Annotated in this window: 18 protein-coding genes and 2 other annotated features (1 of these 20 running past the window's edge); all 18 genes read right to left on the bottom strand. The window is 35.4% G+C overall.

The genetic code is table 11. The annotated features are described in order from the left end of the window. Positions 1 to 111, bottom strand: a sequence feature (ribosomal protein L10 leader region) (it extends 25 nt beyond the left edge of the window). Positions 112 to 157: 46 nt separating this feature from the next. After that, the gene (rplA, locus tag SPD89_RS16755) at positions 158 to 859 is read right to left on the bottom strand and encodes a 50S ribosomal protein L1 (RefSeq protein WP_336263094.1); all 702 of its coding nucleotides are present in this window, start codon (positions 857 to 859) and stop codon (positions 158 to 160) included. A gap of 66 nt (positions 860 to 925) precedes the next feature. After that, on the bottom strand, positions 926 to 1,351 hold the full coding sequence (rplK, locus tag SPD89_RS16760) for a 50S ribosomal protein L11 (RefSeq protein ID WP_336263095.1): 426 nt from the start codon (positions 1,349 to 1,351) through the stop codon (positions 926 to 928). A 152-nt stretch (positions 1,352 to 1,503) separates the two neighbouring features. Continuing rightward, positions 1,504 to 2,037 carry a transcription termination/antitermination protein NusG gene (gene nusG, locus SPD89_RS16765; RefSeq protein ID WP_336263096.1) on the bottom strand — a complete coding sequence of 178 codons (534 nt, stop codon included), beginning with the start codon at positions 2,035 to 2,037 and terminating at the stop codon, positions 1,504 to 1,506. A gap of 204 nt (positions 2,038 to 2,241) precedes the next feature. Then, complete coding sequence (gene secE, locus SPD89_RS16770; RefSeq protein WP_336263111.1) at positions 2,242 to 2,424, bottom strand: preprotein translocase subunit SecE; 183 nt, start codon at positions 2,422 to 2,424, stop codon at positions 2,242 to 2,244. A gap of 26 nt (positions 2,425 to 2,450) precedes the next feature. Next, entirely contained in the window at positions 2,451 to 2,600 is a 150-nt protein-coding gene (gene rpmG / locus SPD89_RS16775; RefSeq protein ID WP_336263097.1) for a 50S ribosomal protein L33, read from the bottom strand. Positions 2,601 to 2,722: 122 nt separating this feature from the next. Beyond that, positions 2,723 to 3,373: an RNA polymerase sporulation sigma factor SigH gene (sigH, locus tag SPD89_RS16780; protein ID WP_336263098.1), complete on the bottom strand. Its 651-nt coding sequence runs from the start codon at positions 3,371 to 3,373 to the stop codon at positions 2,723 to 2,725. 136 nt (positions 3,374 to 3,509) lie between these two features. Then, positions 3,510 to 4,019 (bottom strand): NYN domain-containing protein, encoded by a 510-nt coding sequence (locus SPD89_RS16785; protein WP_336263099.1) that lies wholly within the window; start codon positions 4,017 to 4,019, stop codon positions 3,510 to 3,512. Further along, the gene (rlmB, locus tag SPD89_RS16790; RefSeq protein WP_336263100.1) at positions 4,019 to 4,765 is read right to left on the bottom strand and encodes a 23S rRNA (guanosine(2251)-2'-O)-methyltransferase RlmB; all 747 of its coding nucleotides are present in this window, start codon (positions 4,763 to 4,765) and stop codon (positions 4,019 to 4,021) included. The genes SPD89_RS16785 and rlmB overlap by 1 nt, the downstream gene beginning before the upstream one ends. An 18-nt stretch (positions 4,766 to 4,783) precedes the next feature. Continuing rightward, on the bottom strand, positions 4,784 to 5,185 hold the full coding sequence (locus SPD89_RS16795; RefSeq protein WP_336263101.1) for a Mini-ribonuclease 3: 402 nt from the start codon (positions 5,183 to 5,185) through the stop codon (positions 4,784 to 4,786). Between the two features lies 1 nt (position 5,186). Beyond that, on the bottom strand, positions 5,187 to 6,584 hold the full coding sequence (gene cysS / locus SPD89_RS16800) for a cysteine--tRNA ligase (RefSeq protein WP_336263102.1): 1,398 nt from the start codon (positions 6,582 to 6,584) through the stop codon (positions 5,187 to 5,189). Then, complete coding sequence (gene cysE, locus SPD89_RS16805; RefSeq protein WP_336263112.1) at positions 6,565 to 7,227, bottom strand: serine O-acetyltransferase; 663 nt, start codon at positions 7,225 to 7,227, stop codon at positions 6,565 to 6,567. Before cysE ends, cysS begins: the two co-directional genes overlap by 20 nt. Positions 7,228 to 7,991: 764 nt before the next feature. After that, positions 7,992 to 8,219 (bottom strand) — a binding site (T-box leader). A 56-nt stretch (positions 8,220 to 8,275) separates the two neighbouring features. Next, positions 8,276 to 9,745, bottom strand: coding sequence for a glutamate--tRNA ligase (gene gltX, locus SPD89_RS16810; RefSeq protein WP_336263103.1), 1,470 nt, complete (start codon positions 9,743 to 9,745; stop codon positions 8,276 to 8,278). A gap of 153 nt (positions 9,746 to 9,898) precedes the next feature. Continuing rightward, the gene (locus SPD89_RS16815; RefSeq protein WP_336263104.1) at positions 9,899 to 10,996 is read right to left on the bottom strand and encodes a PIN/TRAM domain-containing protein; all 1,098 of its coding nucleotides are present in this window, start codon (positions 10,994 to 10,996) and stop codon (positions 9,899 to 9,901) included. A 177-nt stretch (positions 10,997 to 11,173) separates the two neighbouring features. After that, on the bottom strand, positions 11,174 to 12,571 hold the full coding sequence (gene radA / locus SPD89_RS16820; protein ID WP_336263105.1) for a DNA repair protein RadA: 1,398 nt from the start codon (positions 12,569 to 12,571) through the stop codon (positions 11,174 to 11,176). A 155-nt stretch (positions 12,572 to 12,726) separates the two neighbouring features. Further along, the gene (locus tag SPD89_RS16825; RefSeq protein ID WP_336263106.1) at positions 12,727 to 15,153 is read right to left on the bottom strand and encodes an ATP-dependent Clp protease ATP-binding subunit; all 2,427 of its coding nucleotides are present in this window, start codon (positions 15,151 to 15,153) and stop codon (positions 12,727 to 12,729) included. 15 nt (positions 15,154 to 15,168) lie between these two features. Then, the gene (locus SPD89_RS16830) at positions 15,169 to 16,230 is read right to left on the bottom strand and encodes a protein arginine kinase (protein ID WP_336263107.1); all 1,062 of its coding nucleotides are present in this window, start codon (positions 16,228 to 16,230) and stop codon (positions 15,169 to 15,171) included. Next, complete coding sequence (locus SPD89_RS16835; RefSeq protein WP_336263108.1) at positions 16,227 to 16,763, bottom strand: UvrB/UvrC motif-containing protein; 537 nt, start codon at positions 16,761 to 16,763, stop codon at positions 16,227 to 16,229. The genes SPD89_RS16830 and SPD89_RS16835 overlap by 4 nt, the downstream gene beginning before the upstream one ends. Before the next feature lie 18 nt (positions 16,764 to 16,781). Beyond that, the gene (locus SPD89_RS16840) at positions 16,782 to 17,246 is read right to left on the bottom strand and encodes a CtsR family transcriptional regulator (RefSeq protein ID WP_336263109.1); all 465 of its coding nucleotides are present in this window, start codon (positions 17,244 to 17,246) and stop codon (positions 16,782 to 16,784) included. Positions 17,247 to 17,763 lie beyond the last annotated feature (517 nt).

Consider the following 17,763-nt stretch of genomic DNA (forward strand, 5'->3'; position numbering starts at 1 on the left):
TTTCGACATGGAGGTATTAGCTTATGATTGGTTTCATAAAAGTAATAAACACCTCGGCAGGAAATTAAGCAATCTTGCACCTACTGTCTACGGTATAACATATTCATTTTTTAACGTTATTAATTATAGTATACGAGACATACCCTGTCAAGTTTTATTAATTATTGGCGGTATACCCGGAAGTATCAATTTTTATTCCAGGCCCCATTGTTGAAGTGACAACAACGGTTCTTAGATAAGTCCCTTTGGAAGACTGTGGTTTTGCTTTTAAAATAGTATCGATAATCGTATTGAAGTTTTCAATTAGCTTTTCATCTTCAAAAGAAATTTTTCCGATTGGAACATGAAGGTTAGAAGACTTATCAACACGATACTCAACTTTACCTGCTTTAATCTCATTAACTGCTTTTTCTACCTCGAATGTAACTGTGCCAGTCTTTGGGTTAGGCATTAAACCTTTAGGTCCTAGCACACGTCCTAGTTTTCCTACTTCAGCCATCATATCCGGAGTAGCAACGATCACATCGAAATCAAACCAACCTTCATTAATTTTGTTAACGATATCCTGATCTCCGATATAATCTGCTCCTGCAGCTTCTGCTTCTTTAATCTTTTCACCTTTTGCAAAAACTAAGACTCGTTGTGTTTTTCCCGTACCATTAGGTAACACAACAGCTCCACGAATATTTTCATCAGCTTTTTTAGGGTCGACTCCTAAACGAAAAGCAACTTCTACTGTTTCATCAAAATTTGCAGTAGACGCTTTTTTTAAGAGCGCAACAGCTTCGCCTATATTATACGTTTTATTTCGATCAACAAGCTTTGTTGCTTCTTGATATTTTTTACCTCTTTTTTTCAATTTCTTTCCTCCTTATTTGTGGTAATAACGGTTTTACCTCCCACTTAGGTACAACGGGTAAATACATTAGTCTTCGATCGCAATACCCATACTACGTGCTGTACCTTCAACCATACGCATTGCCGCTTCTACATCAGCAGCGTTTAAGTCTTGCATTTTAGTTTCAGCAATCTCTTTTACTTTGTCGCGTTTAACTGTAGCAACTTTGTTTTTGTTAGGCTCACCTGATGCTTTATCAATACCAGCAGCTTTTTTAAGTAAAACAGCAGCTGGTGGCGTTTTTGTAATAAATGTAAATGAACGATCTTCAAACACCGTTATTTCAACTGGTATAATTAAACCAGCTTGGTCTTGTGTTTGCGCATTGAATTCCTTACAGAATCCCATAATGTTTATTCCTGCTTGTCCTAGTGCCGGTCCTACTGGTGGCGCTGGGTTTGCTTTACCTGCAGGAATTTGCAGTTTAACAATATTAATAACTTTTTTAGCCACGAGACACACCTCCTTATCGTCCGTGATGTGGTAAACGGTCATCCACTTAAAGAGCGAATTTCCTCCCACTCATTTAAAGCATATCTATAATGAAGAATGCATAACAAGAAAATCTTAGCATATAGGTGAGAGAAAAGCAATAAAAATATTTCTTAAATTTTTTCTACTTGAGAAAACTCTAATTCTACCGGCGTTTCTCGACCAAACATATTAACATGTACCTTAATTTTTTGCTTATCAACATCAATATGTTCTATCGTACCCATAAAATTAGAAAACGGACCGTCTACTACCTTAACATTCTCCTTTAATTCAAAATCAACTTTTACAGTTGAATCTGCCATTCCGATTCTTTTTAACAGCGTATCCACTTCATCCGGTAATAGAGGAGTTGGTTTCGTTCCCTGACCACTGGATCCAACAAATCCAGTCACACCAGGAGTGTTTCTGACTACATACCAAGAATCATCTGTCATCACCATTTCAGCAAGTACATATCCCGGGAAAAACTTTTTCATTGAAACTTTCTTTTTTCCATCTTTAATTTCTGTCGATTCTTCTTCAGGTACGATGACTCGGAATATTTTATCTTCCATTCCCATTGTCTCCACCCGTTTTTCAAGGTTCATTTTGACCTTGTTTTCATAGCCTGAGTAAGTATGGATTACATACCAATTAGTTTCCATTTCCAACCTCCATTAATCCTTTTTTTATATCTAATAATTTAATAGTTTAACTTAGCTTATCGCCAAGCCTTGGTCGTCCAAAACCTTAATCCTAAGGGAAATCTTATCATTGCTTATTTACTAAAAATGAACATATTAAAAAACCCGCATGCATCGGGTTTTTTGCACAAAGATATTCTATGTTTTATTATATCATAATTTTTCCTAATTATTCAAAAATGGCATATTATTTAAAATTTGACTAATTCCCAAATCAACGACTGCAAAAAATATGGCTACAAACGCAACTGTAGCAACAACCGTTATCGTATAACTCACTAATTCTGGTCCTTTTGGCCAAGTGACCTTCCGCATTTCTCGCGAAACATCTTTAAAAAATTTAAAAATATTCACCTTAATCCTCCAACTAATGCCTATTTCGTTTCTCTATGCAAGACATGTTTATCGCAGTGTTTACAATACTTTTTCACAGATAATCTTTCGGAACTCGTTGCCTGATTTTTATTTGTCGAATAGTTTCTATTTCCACAAATTGTACATGCTAATGTTACTTTTTTATTCATTTTTCCACCATTTAATCTAGACTATTTTCTCTATAAATGTAGCATGTAGAGCTCGTACTGTCAATTATAATATATTTAGCTCTTGATTAACTCTACAAACTAATATTGTTATTACGAATCAATTAATATAAAAAGTCCTTTTCCTTAATTAATTGTTCTACTTTTCTTTTTACTCGTTGTAAAGCATTATCAATTGATTTTTCTTGTCGTTTTAATTTAGCAGCAATTTCCTCATACGAGCATCCTTGAAAATAGAGATATAACACATCCCACTCCAGCTTCGTTAGCGCTTTCATTAATTGTGCTTGTATAGATTGGTACTTTTCTCTATTTACTAGTAAATCACTTGGATCTTCTGATTCGGGGCAATAGATAGTATCTAACAATATCTGTTCCGAACTTTCATCATGAACTGGCTGGTAAAATGATACATATGAATTTAGTGGCGTGTGCTTTAACCTCGTCGCCGATTTGATGGAAGTAATAATTTGCCTTGTTATACATAGTTCTGCAAAAGACTTAAAAGATGAACGTTTATTCTCATCATAATCACATATTGCTTTATAAAGACCGATTAATCCTTCTTGTACTACATCATCACGATCACTGCCAATTAAAAAATACGTATTTGCTTTTTTTCGAACGATCCGTTCATACTTTTTTATAAGATATTCGATTGCTATCTCGTTCCCTTGTTGTACATGCGACAATACTTCTTCATCAATCAACGAATGAAACGAAGCATTTTTCTCAAGTTGATTAACAGCGCTCATGAATAACTTCTCCCCCTACTACTAAAAATTTACAATTAATAGTTACAGAGAGTATACAGCAAGAAGTTTCAAATAGTCAATACAATTTTTTCTTTTTTTACAATATTCGGATTAATAATTGGTAATCTAACGTAATTTACAGGTTGCCACGACGCCATTTTTCAAGCTTTTCTCTCACGTTTCCTTTCATGTGTATTTTAATTTTCGGCTGCTCTTTTGTTTGTTGTTCTAATTCATCACTAATAGAGGCTTCCATATCTTTTAGCTCCATTAATAATTCACGTGCGGAAATACGTAATGCTCCTCTTCCAAAAATAGTTCGCTGTTCTAAATAGTCAGAAGTTGCAACATAAACTTGGTTTTTCACATTTTTTAACGATTTTACAAGTCTTTCAATACATTCATCTGCCGTTTCATTTTCTCGTGTATAGATTATTTCTACGCCATTTATCGATTTCTTACTTTCATTCCCTTTTACATATAGGGCATCAAATACAATAATAACACGGTTTCCAGTGTAAGCTTTATACTCGACTAAAAGTTCTATTAATCGACTTCTTGCCAATGCCATATCTTTTAATTTTAATTTGTTTAATTCATCCCATGCCCCAATTATGTTATATCCATCAACTACAAGTACATCCATCAATTTTCTCCTAAATGATTTCTTTCTCGATAAATTTCGTACATTAAAATCCCCGCAGCAACGGAAGCATTCAAAGATGGGATAGAGCCTTTCATTGGGAGATGGATTGTCCAGTCACACTTTTCTTTTACTAAGCGACTTATTCCTTTTCCTTCATTTCCAATCACAAGGGCAATTGCCGTATCTCCATCTAACGTGCGATAATCTTTAGCACCTTCTTCATCCGTACCAACAACCCAAATATTCTTCTCTTTTAATTCTTCGATTGTTTTTGCAATATTTGTCACACGTGCAACAGGAATGTGTTCAATTGCTCCAGCAGACGTTTTTGCAACTGTTTCAGTTAATCCAACTGCTCGTCTTTTTGGAATAATCACCCCATGAACACCTGTAGCATCTGCCGTTCTAAGTATGGCACCTAAATTATGAGGATCTTCTATTTCATCTAGAATGATAATAAAAGGTAGTTCTTCTTTTCTTCGAGCATTTTCTACAATTTCCTCGATCGTTGCATAATCATAAGCAGTCACATATGCTACAATTCCTTGATGTTTATCAGCAGAAAGTTGATCAATCCGCTTTTTAGGTACTCTTTGGATAATCGTATTTGCCTTCTTTGCTGCTTGTTGTAATTCTACTACTGTATTTCTATTTAATTGATCAGAAATAATTATCTTGTTAATCGACCTACCTGACTGTAATGCTTCTAAAACTGGATTTTTTCCTATAATCATTTCATCTTGCATATTTATTTTCCTTCCTTTTTATTCTTTTGCTTCATGAGTAATATAATGAATAGCTTCATCGAGCAACATGTCAAGGCGTGTCTTATTTTTTAACAGGTAATGATAGCCAATTAATGCTTCAAAAGCAGTGGCATAACGATAATCTTGGATTGACATATTTTTCGGAGTTGAAACCGACTTTGCGTTTCGACCCCGTCTAACGATTGCCGCTTCTTCCTTGTTTAGTTTATTGTCCTTTAGCCAGTCACGGATAATAGCCGCTTGGGCAGAAGCGGCTACAAACTTAATTGCATGGTTATGCAATTCGTTAGGTTTTACTTCACCCGTTTCAATTAAATGATTTCGTACAGATAATTCATAAACTGCATCACCTATATAAGCGAGCGCAAGACTATTAAGTTGCTTTACATCTACACCCATATTATCCTCTTCTCCAACGCGCGCCTTGATTCGTATCTTCTAATATAATATTTTTTTCTTTTAATAAATCTCGTATTTCGTCTGCCCGATCAAAATTTCGTGCTCTTCTTGCTTCATTTCTTTTTTTAATTAATGCTTCAATTTCCTCATCCAGCAATTCTTCATTGTCAAGTTTAATACCTAATACTTCCAATAAAGTTTTAATTGCTTCTTGGAAAGCTTCAACGACTTCAAGATCTGTATGATTTTCTTCTAAATACATATTCGCTTCTCGGACTAATTCGAATAAAACTGTAATAGCATTAGCTGTATTAAAATCATCATCCATTGCTTTTTCAAAATTTTGTTGATTTTGTCGGATTTTGTCGATCCATGTTTCTTTGTTTTTACCTAAGTTTGTACTCGTTTTTTTACGATGTTCTAAATTGACATAAGCAGTTTTAATCCTCTCTAGACTATTTTTCGCACTCTGAAGTAAACTTTCGGTAAAATTAATCGGATTCCGATAATGAACACTTAGCATAAAAAAGCGAATAACCATTGGATCATGCTCTTCAATCAGGTCTTTAGCTAATATGAAATTCCCAAGTGATTTTGACATTTTTTCATCATCAATATTCATATATCCGTTATGCATCCAATAATTTGCAAAAGGTTTATCATTTAACGCTTCAGATTGTGCAATTTCATTTTCATGATGGGGAAAAGTTAAATCTTGCCCACCTGCGTGAATATCGATCGTATCTCCTAAATATTTTTTGGCCATTGCTGAGCATTCGATATGCCAACCAGGTCTTCCTTTACCCCATGGAGACTCCCAGGCAATTTCATTTTGTTTCGCTTTTTTCCATAAGGCGAAATCTAGAGGGTCTTCTTTCTTTTCACCCACTTTAATTCTTGCACCTGCACGTAATTCGTCAATTGATTGGTCTGATAATTTTCCGTATTCTTCAAACGACCTAGGTTTAAAATATACGTCACCATCTACTTCATATGCGTGACCTTTATCAATCAATCCAGATATAAAGGCGATGATGTCATCGATTGTTTCCGTAACACGAGGGTGGTATGTTGCTTTTTTTACATTTAAGGCTTTTACATCACTTAAATAAGCGTCAATAAAACGATTTGTTAAATCCTGAACATTTTCACCAGTCTTTTCAGCTGTATCAATTATCTTATCATCAACGTCCGTAAAATTGAGCACATACTTTACATTAAATCCTTTATATTCGAGGTATCTCCTTACTGTATCAAAAACAATCGCTGGTCTTGCATTACCTATATGAATGTAATTATATACAGTTGGCCCACATACATACATTTTTACCTCTTTCCCGTCTAGAGGCTTGAATGTTTCTTTTTCTTTCGTTAGTGTATTATAAATTGTGATTGGCATGCTCTTTTCCTTCCTTTAATTGTTTTACTTCTTCTTTTAATGCATCTATTTCTGCTTGTAATTTTTTCAATCGTTCTGCAACTGGATCGGGTAGAATGTGGTGGTCCAATTTTTGACTAATTTTCTTGCCATCTTGCTTTACCACTCGCCCAGGAATGCCTACAACTGTTGCGTTATCTGGTACATCTTTCAAGACAACTGATCCGCCACCAACGTTAGAGTTCTCGCCTATTGTAATAGAACCCAATACTTTTGCACCTGTTGCAATTAAAGCATTGTCTTTAATCGTTGGGTGTCGTTTCCCTTTTTCATGCCCTGTTCCTCCAAGGGTTACTCCTTGATAGATTGTTACATTATCACCAATTTCACACGTTTCTCCGATTACAACGCCCATTCCATGGTCAATAAAAAATCTTCTGCCGATCACTGCGCCTGGATGAATTTCAATACCGGTAAAAAATCTACTTATTTGTGAAATAGCACGTGCTATAAAAAATAATTTTCGTTTATAAAGGAAATGAGCAATTCGATGATTCCAGATCGCATGTAAACCAGAGTATGTTAAAAACACTTCCAAATAAGTACGGGCAGCTGGATCCTGTTCAAACACGACATCCATATCTTCTCGCATCCGTTTAAAGATTCCCACTTCTCATTCCTCCCATTTATTATTAATTGGCCATTTTTGAAATTCTTCCTCGGACTTGCCCAAAATGAATGCGGTCCCTCCTTCCGCGGTTTTATTGCTTTTTTATTTACATTTGAAGGATACTATGACATAACTATTTAATCACCACTAGGAAAGAATGACTCGATCTCCAAGACATCGAGTCGATTTCGAACATGTCGAGTCATTTTCCGAGATGTCGAGTCGATTTCAAACATGTCGAGTCGATTTCAAACATGTCGAGTCATTTTCCAAGATGTCGAGTCGATTTCAAACATGTCGAGTCATTTTCCAAGACGTCGAGTCGATTTCAAACATGTCGAGTCATTTTCCAAGATGTCGAGTCGATTTCAAACATGTCGAGTCATTTTCCAAGATGTCGAGTCGATTTCAAACATGACGAGTCATTTTCCAAGATGTCGAGTCGATTTCAAACATGTCGAGTCATTTTCCGAGATGTCGAGTCGATTTCAAACATGTCGAGTCATTTTTCAAGATGTCGAGTCGATTTCAAACATGTCGAGTCATTTTCCGAGATGTCGAGTCGATTCAGAACATGAGGAGTCGTTTCGCAATATACGCCTTTTCCTGAGATACGGAGTTGATCATATAGACTTTTACATCGCAGTTTATGGATTTTGTGAGAAAAGCAATAAACTGTCTTCGATGGGACTACGTAAGTGCAGTTCCAAGTCTTTATTAGCCAAAAATATAAAAAGCATCCCTATGTAAAATAATTACACAGAGACGCTCGTTTGTGCGCGGTTCCACTCTGTTTAGAGAGTTATTAAACAACTCCCTCAACTTGATCTGAGTAACGGTAGATAACCGCCGTTATATACTTAATTTCCATAACGGAACTCCGAGGTGCATGTTCAAAAGCGTCTCTCTTAGAATCACTTTCAGCCAATGATGATTCTCTCTGGGTAAGTAACTTGCTTTTTACTTTTCCTCTTCAACATTGAATAATATTAAAAAGTTATACACTATAACTATATTATATTTTTTCGTAAATGTGAATTATTTAATTTTCGATTTCACTCAATATTCCATCAAGACGTGCTAAAACAATCTCTTTTCCTAACAATTCAATTGCTTTTGGAAGTTCTGGACCATGCGTTTGACCAGTAGTCGCAACTCGAATCGGCATAAATAATTTTTTACCGCGGTGCTTCGTTTCTTTTTGCGTCGCTTTAATTTGTTCTTTAATCTGTTCAGCAGTGAAATCAACTAATTGAATCAACTTATCCGTGAAGACTTGTAAGACTTCAACAACTTGTTCTTCTGAAAGAACTTCCCGAGCTGCATCGTCATAATGGATATCTGTTTTAAAGAATAGTTCCGTCAATTCGACAATTTCCGCACCATATCTTAATTGTTCCTGATACAACGCAATGATTTCTTTACTCCAATTCAGCTTTTGTTCATCTGCATCATGTGCAATTTTACCGGCTTTAATTAAATGAGGCAGAGCAAGTTCAATAACCGTATCTACATCCGCCTTTTTAATATATTCTCCGTTCATCCATTCCAATTTTTTAGAGTCAAAGATAGCAGCTGAAGTAGAAAGGCGGTTTGGATCAAATATTTTAATTAGCTCTTCCTTACTGAAAATTTCTTCTTCCCCACTTGGTGACCATCCAAGTAATGTAATAAAATTAAACATCGCTTCAGGTAGAAAGCCGAGCGTTTTATACTGCTCGATAAACTGAAGAATATGCTGATCTCGTTTACTCAATTTTTTGCGGTTTTCATTAAGGATCAGTGTCATATGTCCGAAAGTTGGCGCTTCCCAGCCAAATGCATCATAGATCATCATTTGTCTCGGTGTATTCGAAATATGTTCTTCCCCACGAAGTACGTGAGTTATCTCCATTAAATGGTCGTCGATTGCTACAGCAAAATTATACGTAGGAATACCATCCTTTTTAACAATAACCCAGTCTCCATAATCACTAGATTCAATAGAAATATTCCCACGGACAATGTCATTAAATGTATATGTCCGGTTTTTTGGTACTCTTATTCGGATTGCCGGCTTTCTACCTTCTTTTTTAAATGCCTCTATCTCTTCTAGCGACAAATTAGCATGTGCACCAGAGTATTTCGGCACTTGACCTTTTGCACGCTGCTCTTCACGCTCTTGTTCCAACTCTTCTTCCGTCATATAACATTCATATGCTAGATCTCTCTCTAATAAATCATCAATATACTTTTGATAAATAGCTAAACGTTCCATTTGGCGATATGGACCATAATCACCACCTATATCTGCACCTTCATCCCATTCGATGCCTAGCCATTTTAAATAGGTTAATTGGCTCTCTTCTCCGCCTTCTACATTACGCTTCGAATCTGTATCCTCTGTTCTAATAATAAACTTTCCATTATAATGTTTTGCATATAAATAATTAAATAAAGCTGTACGCGCATTCCCAATATGTAAATCCCCAGTTGGACTCGGTGCGTAGCGTACTCGAATCTCTTTCGTCATTGTTGTTCCCCTCTCTTAAAACGACTCATAAAAAATGTAGCAATAAAATATTCGATCAAGCCAAATTTCGTATATCTTTATAATATATTATTTGGCAATAAAAAGCGATAACATGAACTGTTATCACCTTTTAATACCTTATGTTATACTTTTTTATAAAGCTTTTTCAAGTAATTTTGGTTTAGCGAAGATCATTCGTCCGGCAGACGTCTGTAACACACTTGTAATTAAAACTTCAATTGTTTTACCAATGTAGTCTCGACCATCTTCCACAACAATCATCGTACCATCATCCAAGTAGGCAATACCTTGCCTTTGTTCTTTACCGTCTTTAATTACTTGTACTACCAATTCCTCCCCTGGAAGAACTACAGGTTTAACGGCATTCGCTAAATCATTAATATTTAGTACAGAAACACCTTGGAAATCACAAACTTTGTTTAAATTAAAGTCATTCGTCACGACGATCCCATTAATTAATTTAGCAAGTTTTACTAATTTACTATCCACTTCTTGAATGTCTTCAAAATCGCCTTCATATATCTCTACCTTAATCTCTAATTCTTTTTGGATACGATTTAATATGTCAAGGCCTCGGCGGCCACGATTACGCTTTAAAACATCAGACGAATCCGCAATATGCTGTAACTCTTCCAATATAAATTGTGGAATTACGATAGTACCTTCTAGAAAATTCGTTTGACAAATATCCGCTATTCGCCCATCAATTATAACACTTGTATCCAATATTTTAGGCTTCAACTCATACTTATCTTCTTTATCTCCATCTATAGCCTGTTTTCTTGCTTTATCTTTCCTAGATATTGATAAGATGTTCATAAATTCCTCTCTTCTTCTAAAACCAACTTGAAAGCCTAAATATCCTATAATAATCGTTAAGAACAATGGGACAATTTCAGAGACTATTTTTAAGCCAATATCTTGTATTGGTATGTTAATCAGGTAAGCAACGACTAATCCTAAAATAAGTCCAATTGTTCCAAAAAATAAATCTGCAACAGGAATTTTTATTAATCCTTCCTCGATCCATTTCAAAAATCCAACGACATAGTCTGCTAGTAAATAAGTTAAAATAGAAAAAATAATAGCACCTAACACAAGGCCAAAATATGGGGATGTGAACAGACTTGCATCTGTTATATTTAGAAAATGAATGATACTTGGGAGATATAAAAAACCTAATGTACCTCCAGTAATGATAAAAAATATGTGCACAATTTTTCTTAACATACACAGTACACCTCCTTATTCTGTAGTATTACCCTTTTTATTGAATTCTAATCATAGAGATGGAAAATAATAAACATCCAAATAAATCATAGCATAGCAGTAATTCTTAAGTCAATTTAACAAAACATTAAATTTTATCACAGTAGATTTTGTTTGTCAATTTTTTGACGAAGTTTGTTAGAATGTGTAGTTTTTTTCTTGTCGGTCATTTTTTAATAAACCGATTCGTAAAGCATCATGGACTGTTTTTACCCCAAGTACTTCGATAGACGCTGGATACGTCCAACCATCTAAATTGTTTTCAGAGCAAATAACTCGTTTAAACCCTAACTTAGCAGCTTCCTGGACACGTTGTTCTATACGAGAGACACGTCTTATTTCACCGGTTAACCCTACTTCACCTATAAAAATATCTTCCGGATTTGTTGGTTGATCACGGAAACTGGATGCAATACTTATTGCAATGGCAAGGTCAATTGCCGGTTCATCTAACTTAACTCCCCCGGCAACTTTAATATACGCATCTTGATTTTGTAACATTAGTCCAACTCGTTTTTCCAATACAGCCATTAGTAAAGGAACTCGGTTAGAATCAACTCCGGTTGCCATTCTGCGGGGATTTCCGAAACTAGATGGTGAAATTAATGCTTGAATTTCAACGAGAACTGGTCGTGTTCCTTCCATAGATGCAACAACAGTTGAACCAGATGCTCCACGAGAACGCTCCTCTAAAAAGATTTCTGACGGGTTTAGGACTTCCTGTAAACCTAGTTCTTTCATTTCAAAAATACCCATCTCGTTCGTGCTGCCAAAACGATTCTTCACACTTCGTAAAATGCGATACGTATGATGTCTTTCTCCTTCAAAATATAAAACGACATCTACCATATGTTCAAGCATTCGCGGACCAGCTATTGCTCCTTCTTTCGTTACATGTCCCACAATAAAAATTGGAATACCTTTCGTTTTTGCTAACTTCATAAGTTCCATCGTACACTCTCTAACTTGAGAAACACTACCTGGAGCACTTGTAACTTCCTCTTTAAATATGGTTTGAATAGAATCCACCACAACAAAAGAGGGATTTAATTCATCAATTTGATGTAAAATATTGTATAGATTTGTTTCAGCAAGCACAAACAGCTCGTCCACATCGACTGCTAATCGATTCGCTCGTAATTTTGTTTGTTGCATTGATTCCTCTCCAGATACATACAGTACCGGTAAATTTTTTTCAGCAATTTGTGCAGAGGTTTGCAATAATAATGTTGATTTCCCAATTCCAGGATCTCCACCAATTAAAACAAGGGAGCCAGGTACAATTCCCCCACCAAGAACGCGATTGAATTCTTTCATTTTCGTCTCTACCCGCTGTTCTTTTTCGTATTTAATCTCATTCATTTTAGTTGGCTTACTCATTTTATTTGTATGGGTTAACGTGCCTGTCGATTTTTTGGGTTGTTTTATTTCTTCAACAAATGTATTCCAATTATTACAGTTCGTACACTTCCCCATCCATTTAAGCGATTGATAACCACATTCCTGACACGTATATAAAGTTTTTCGCTTTGCCATATTTTCCAACCTTTCTTCATCGGTTATATATTATTTGAAAAAGCCTTTCTATGAAAAGTAACTCCTTCAAAGGTCATCTAATAATATAATCTGTTATTTCAGTTGTGAAAAAAGCTAGCGATTAAATCACTAGCTTTTGACATGTGTACTATTCCTTATGGCAAAACGATAAAGTCCCCTTTACTATTTAAACCAATTTTTACATCTTGCCCTTTTTGAATCGTTCCTTTTAACAATTCTTCAGACAACAAATCTTCAATATTTTTCTGAATGGAGCGACGTAGTGGTCTTGCACCATATTCAGGATCGAATCCCTCATCAGCAATTTTTTCAATCGCTCGGTCTGTAATAGTAAATTTAATTTCTTGTTCCTTTACACGTTTTTGCACTTGATCAATCATTAATTTAACAATATCTTTCATATGTTTCTTCTCTAATGAATGGAAGACAATTGTTTCATCAATACGGTTTAAAAATTCAGGTCTGAACGTCTTTTTCATTTCTTCCATTACTTTAGACTTCATATCGCTATGCTCATGACTCTCGTCACCCAAATTAAATCCTACATAGCGATTTCGCTTTAATTCGCTAGCTCCAACATTAGAAGTCATAATTAAGACCGTATTTCTAAAATCAACTAGTCTACCCTTTGAATCAGTTAAACGCCCATCTTCTAATACTTGTAGAAGGATATTGAATACCTCTGGATGAGCTTTTTCTACCTCATCAAGTAACACGACAGAATATGGTTTACGACGCACCTTTTCTGTTAATTGTCCGCCTTCTTCATACCCTACATACCCAGGAGGAGAACCAACGAGACGTGATGTAGAATGCTTTTCCATATACTCAGACATATCGATACGAATCATTGCATCTTCATCTGCAAACATAACTTCAGCAAGTGCTCTTGCTAGTTCTGTTTTTCCAACACCAGTTGGTCCAAGGAAAATGAATGATCCAATTGGTCTTTTTGGATCTTTTAGTCCGGCACGTGCTCTGCGGATTGCTTTAGATACAGCATTTACAGCTTCACTTTGACCGATAATCCTATTATGAAGCGTTTCTTCCATATTTAATAATCGATCACTTTCGTCTTTCGTTAATTTTACTACAGGTACTCCGGTCCAAGAAGAAACAACAATTGCAATATCCTCTTCCGTTACTTCTAAATTTTCTTTTCCTTGTTGTTCTTTCCATTCATTCTTAGTAACTTCTACTTTTTCACGAATTTTTTGCTCTTTATCACGTAGTGCCGCTGCTTTTTCAAATTCCTGACTTAGTACAGCAGAATCTTTTTCTTTGCGAATTTCCTCAAGCTCTGCCTCTAATTCCTTTAAATTCGGTGGAATTGTATAAGATTTTAATCGTACACGAGAGCCAGCTTCATCAATTAAATCAATTGCTTTATCTGGAAGGAATCGATCTGTGATATAGCGGTTTGACAATTCAGCTGCTGCTTCAATCGCTTCATCTGTTATAGTTACACGGTGATGTGCTTCATACCGATCTCTTAGGCCGAACAATATTTGTGCTGTTTCCTCAATTGTCGGTTCATCCACTTGTATTGGTTGAAATCTTCTTTCTAAAGCAGCATCTTTTTCAATATATTTTCTATATTCATCCAATGTCGTTGCACCAACACATTGTAGTTCTCCCCGTGACAGAGATGGTTTTAAAATATTAGAAGCATCGATGGCTCCTTCCGCTCCACCTGCCCCAATTAGCGTATGTAGTTCGTCGATAAACAAAATAACATTTCCCGCATTACGAATCTCATCCATTACCTTTTTTAGACGGTCTTCAAATTCCCCGCGATATTTTGTTCCAGCTACAACAGTACCCATATCTAAAGTCATAACTCGTTTATCCCGTAGTGTTTCTGGGACTTCATTATTAACAATTTGATGTGCAAGTCCTTCAACTACAGCTGTCTTTCCAACACCTGGTTCGCCAATTAAAACAGGATTATTTTTCGTTCTTCTACTTAAAATTTGAATGATCCGTTCTATTTCTTCATCTCTTCCGATGACTGGATCGACTTTTCCTTCTTTCGCATTTGCAGTTAAATCTCGAGCAAGCGAATCTAAGGTTGGTGTATTAACATTTGATGATTGCCCTCTACCTTGCTGGCTAGATTGTGATTCATTACTTCCTAATAACTGTAAAACTTGCTGTCTTGCCTTGTTTAAACTTACATCTAAATTATGTAGTACTCTAGCAGCAACTCCTTCACCTTCTCTAATCAGGCCAAGTAAAATATGCTCTGTACCGACATAGGAATGACCAAGCTTCCTAGCTTCGTCTTGTGACAATTCTACTACTTTTTTTGCACGTGGCGTGTAATGGATCGATTTCATCGGTTGATTACCTTTACCAATTAACTTCTCCACTTCAAATTGAATTTTTCTTACTTCAAGACCAAGTTCTTTTAGCGCCTTAGCCGCAATTCCATCACCTTCACGGATAAGACCAAGTAAAATATGTTCCGTTCCTATATTGTGATGGCCTAATCGAATTGCTTCTTCTTGCGATAGTGCCAATACTTTTTGAGCTCTTTCAGTGAACCTTCCAAACATCATAAACTATCCCTCCTACTATTGTTCCAACATTAACCTCTCTCGTATTAGCGTTGCTCGTAACACATCTCTTTCATTCGAGGTTAAAATTTTGCTAGCATAATGTTGCAAAAATCCCGGCTGAGTTAAGACCATTAACTCATTTAAAATATTATGAGAAACATTTTTTATTATCCCTAAATCTATACCAAGTCTTACATTCGATAATCGTGATGAAGCCTCTTTTGATTCTATAATTCTAGAATGCCTTAAGATCCCATAGGACCTAAAGATTTGATCCTCCATTCTAGTTTGTGATTTCTGTAACAGCTGTAATCTAGCTTCTCTTTCCTGTTCAACAAGCTTTATGATGATACTTTGTAAGTCTGCTACAATATCTTTTTCAGATTTGCCCAATGTAATCTGGTTTGAAATTTGAAAAATATTCCCAATAGCCTCGCTACCTTCTCCATAGATGCCTCTCACTACGAAACCAAATTGATTTATTGCAGGTATCATTTGATTTATCTTTTTCGTTATAACAAGTGCAGGTAAATGAATCATAACTGAAGCTCTTATACCAGTTCCAACATTCGTCGGGCAAGTTGTTAAATAACCTTTTTCTTCGTCATAAGCATAATCTACTTGTTCCTCAAACCAATCATCAAGCAGCAGTGCTTCTTCTAAAGCGGTGGCTAACTGAAAACCCGGAAAATATAACTGCATACGGATATGGTCTTCTTCATTAATCATTACCGATACTTGTTCATTTTCGGATACGAGTGCAGCAGCAGCACGTGCTTTAGCTAGATACGGACTGATTAAATGTTTTTCAACTAACACTCTTTTTTCAAGATTAGAGAGGTCGCTAATTTCTATAAGTTCAAAGTTACCGTAATTTCTAAAAGATGTTTGATGATAATTCTCTTTGAAAAAATTATTTACACGTATCAAATCTTTTTCGTCGGCAATAATTGGAAAAACTTCATCTTGAAAATTTCTAGCTAATCGAATACGAGTACTTAATACAATTTCGTTTTCAGGACCCCCTTCTCGCATCCACGGGCTAATAGCTTCATTCATAAACTGCTCAAGACTCATGAATGATCCCCTTCCTTCTCTTGCTCAAGTTTTTTAATCTCATCCCTCACGATTGCTGCCTTTTCGAATTCTTCTTGTTCAATCAGTTGATTCAGTTTTTCTCGGAGTGCTTCAAGTTCTTTTTTCACATGCAGATGTACACCTTTACGTTTGGGGATTTTCCCTATATGTTTTGTGTTACCGCTATGAACTCTTCTAAAAATTGAGTCAAGTTTTACTTTAAACGCTTGATAACAGTCAGCACATCCAAATTTTCCAATTCGTTGAAAGTCATTAAATGTAGTATTACATTTTGGACATTGCAACTCATGAACTTCTTTAAATATTTGCTCATTGGGTAATTCAACTTGCGACGAACCAAAATTAAATAACCCCGTTAATAAATCTTGTAGAGAATATGTTTCATCTGATTGATTGATATACCCTTTTTTCATTGCGCATATTTCACAAACTTTTATTTCCGCTTTTTGCCCATTTATTACTTGTGAAAAATAAAGCGTTGCAGGGCGTTTATTACACTCACTACATTTCATACAAGGCCTTCCCCCTCGCTATTTATTTATATATTTAAGTGTCGTTAATATTGCTGTTAATATCCTTGCTCTTAATTCGTCTCTTTCCGGAAGTGCGATAGCTAAAGTATCTCTTTCAATAGCGCTTATTATTAATTTCTCCTCACGATGTGTAATAACCTTTTTTTCAGCTAACCTTTCTATAACGTCCCTTGCTGCTTGCTCTGATACTTTAGGATTTATTATATTAATAATATCATCAATGAGTTCAAAATGATTTTGATGCTCAATTCGAATAATACGAATATATCCTCCACCACCACGCTTACTTTCCGTTAGATATCCTCGCTCTATCGTGAATCGCGTATTTATCACATAATTAATTTGTGATGGCACACATTGGAACTGGTCAGCTATTTCACTACGTTTAATTTCAACCATTTTTTTATCATTAGAATGAAGTATTTGTTTTAAATACTGCTCTATAATATCGGAAATACTCATTACTTACACTCCTTCCCTTATTCAGACATCATTATTATAATGCGTGTTCAAAAAGGAGGACAAAAAGAATCAAAAAGTTCGAAGTGGCGAAGCTTCGAGTAGCGGAATGTATGCATTTAGATACATGAGCAAAGATCTGGCACACAGAAAAGTGCTTTCCTTTGAAGCAAGCCAACGAAGAAATTCGCAGTGTCATTTTTACCGTCCTTTTTGAACATCCTCTTATAGTTAACTTTTTTTCTTCATATAATTTTGACCATATTTGACTATACTCATATTATACGATAATTATTTCTAGAATAAAAGGTTTTTCTTTCACTATCTTTGACAAATAGAGATATTATAAACATATAGTTATTCGATATAATTTTAATTTAGTTTTAAAAATATAGGTTTGTCGAATTATATAACAATATGTAACCTGTTGATATAATAATTCCAATTCCGTCATTTTATGACAAAAATTTAAATAAAAAAAGCAGCTTATCTACTAAAAGTAAATAAGCTGCTCTTACTT

This window comes from Pseudogracilibacillus sp. SO30301A, from assembly GCF_037072025.1.
GTDB lineage: Bacteria > Bacillota > Bacilli > Bacillales > Amphibacillaceae > Pseudogracilibacillus.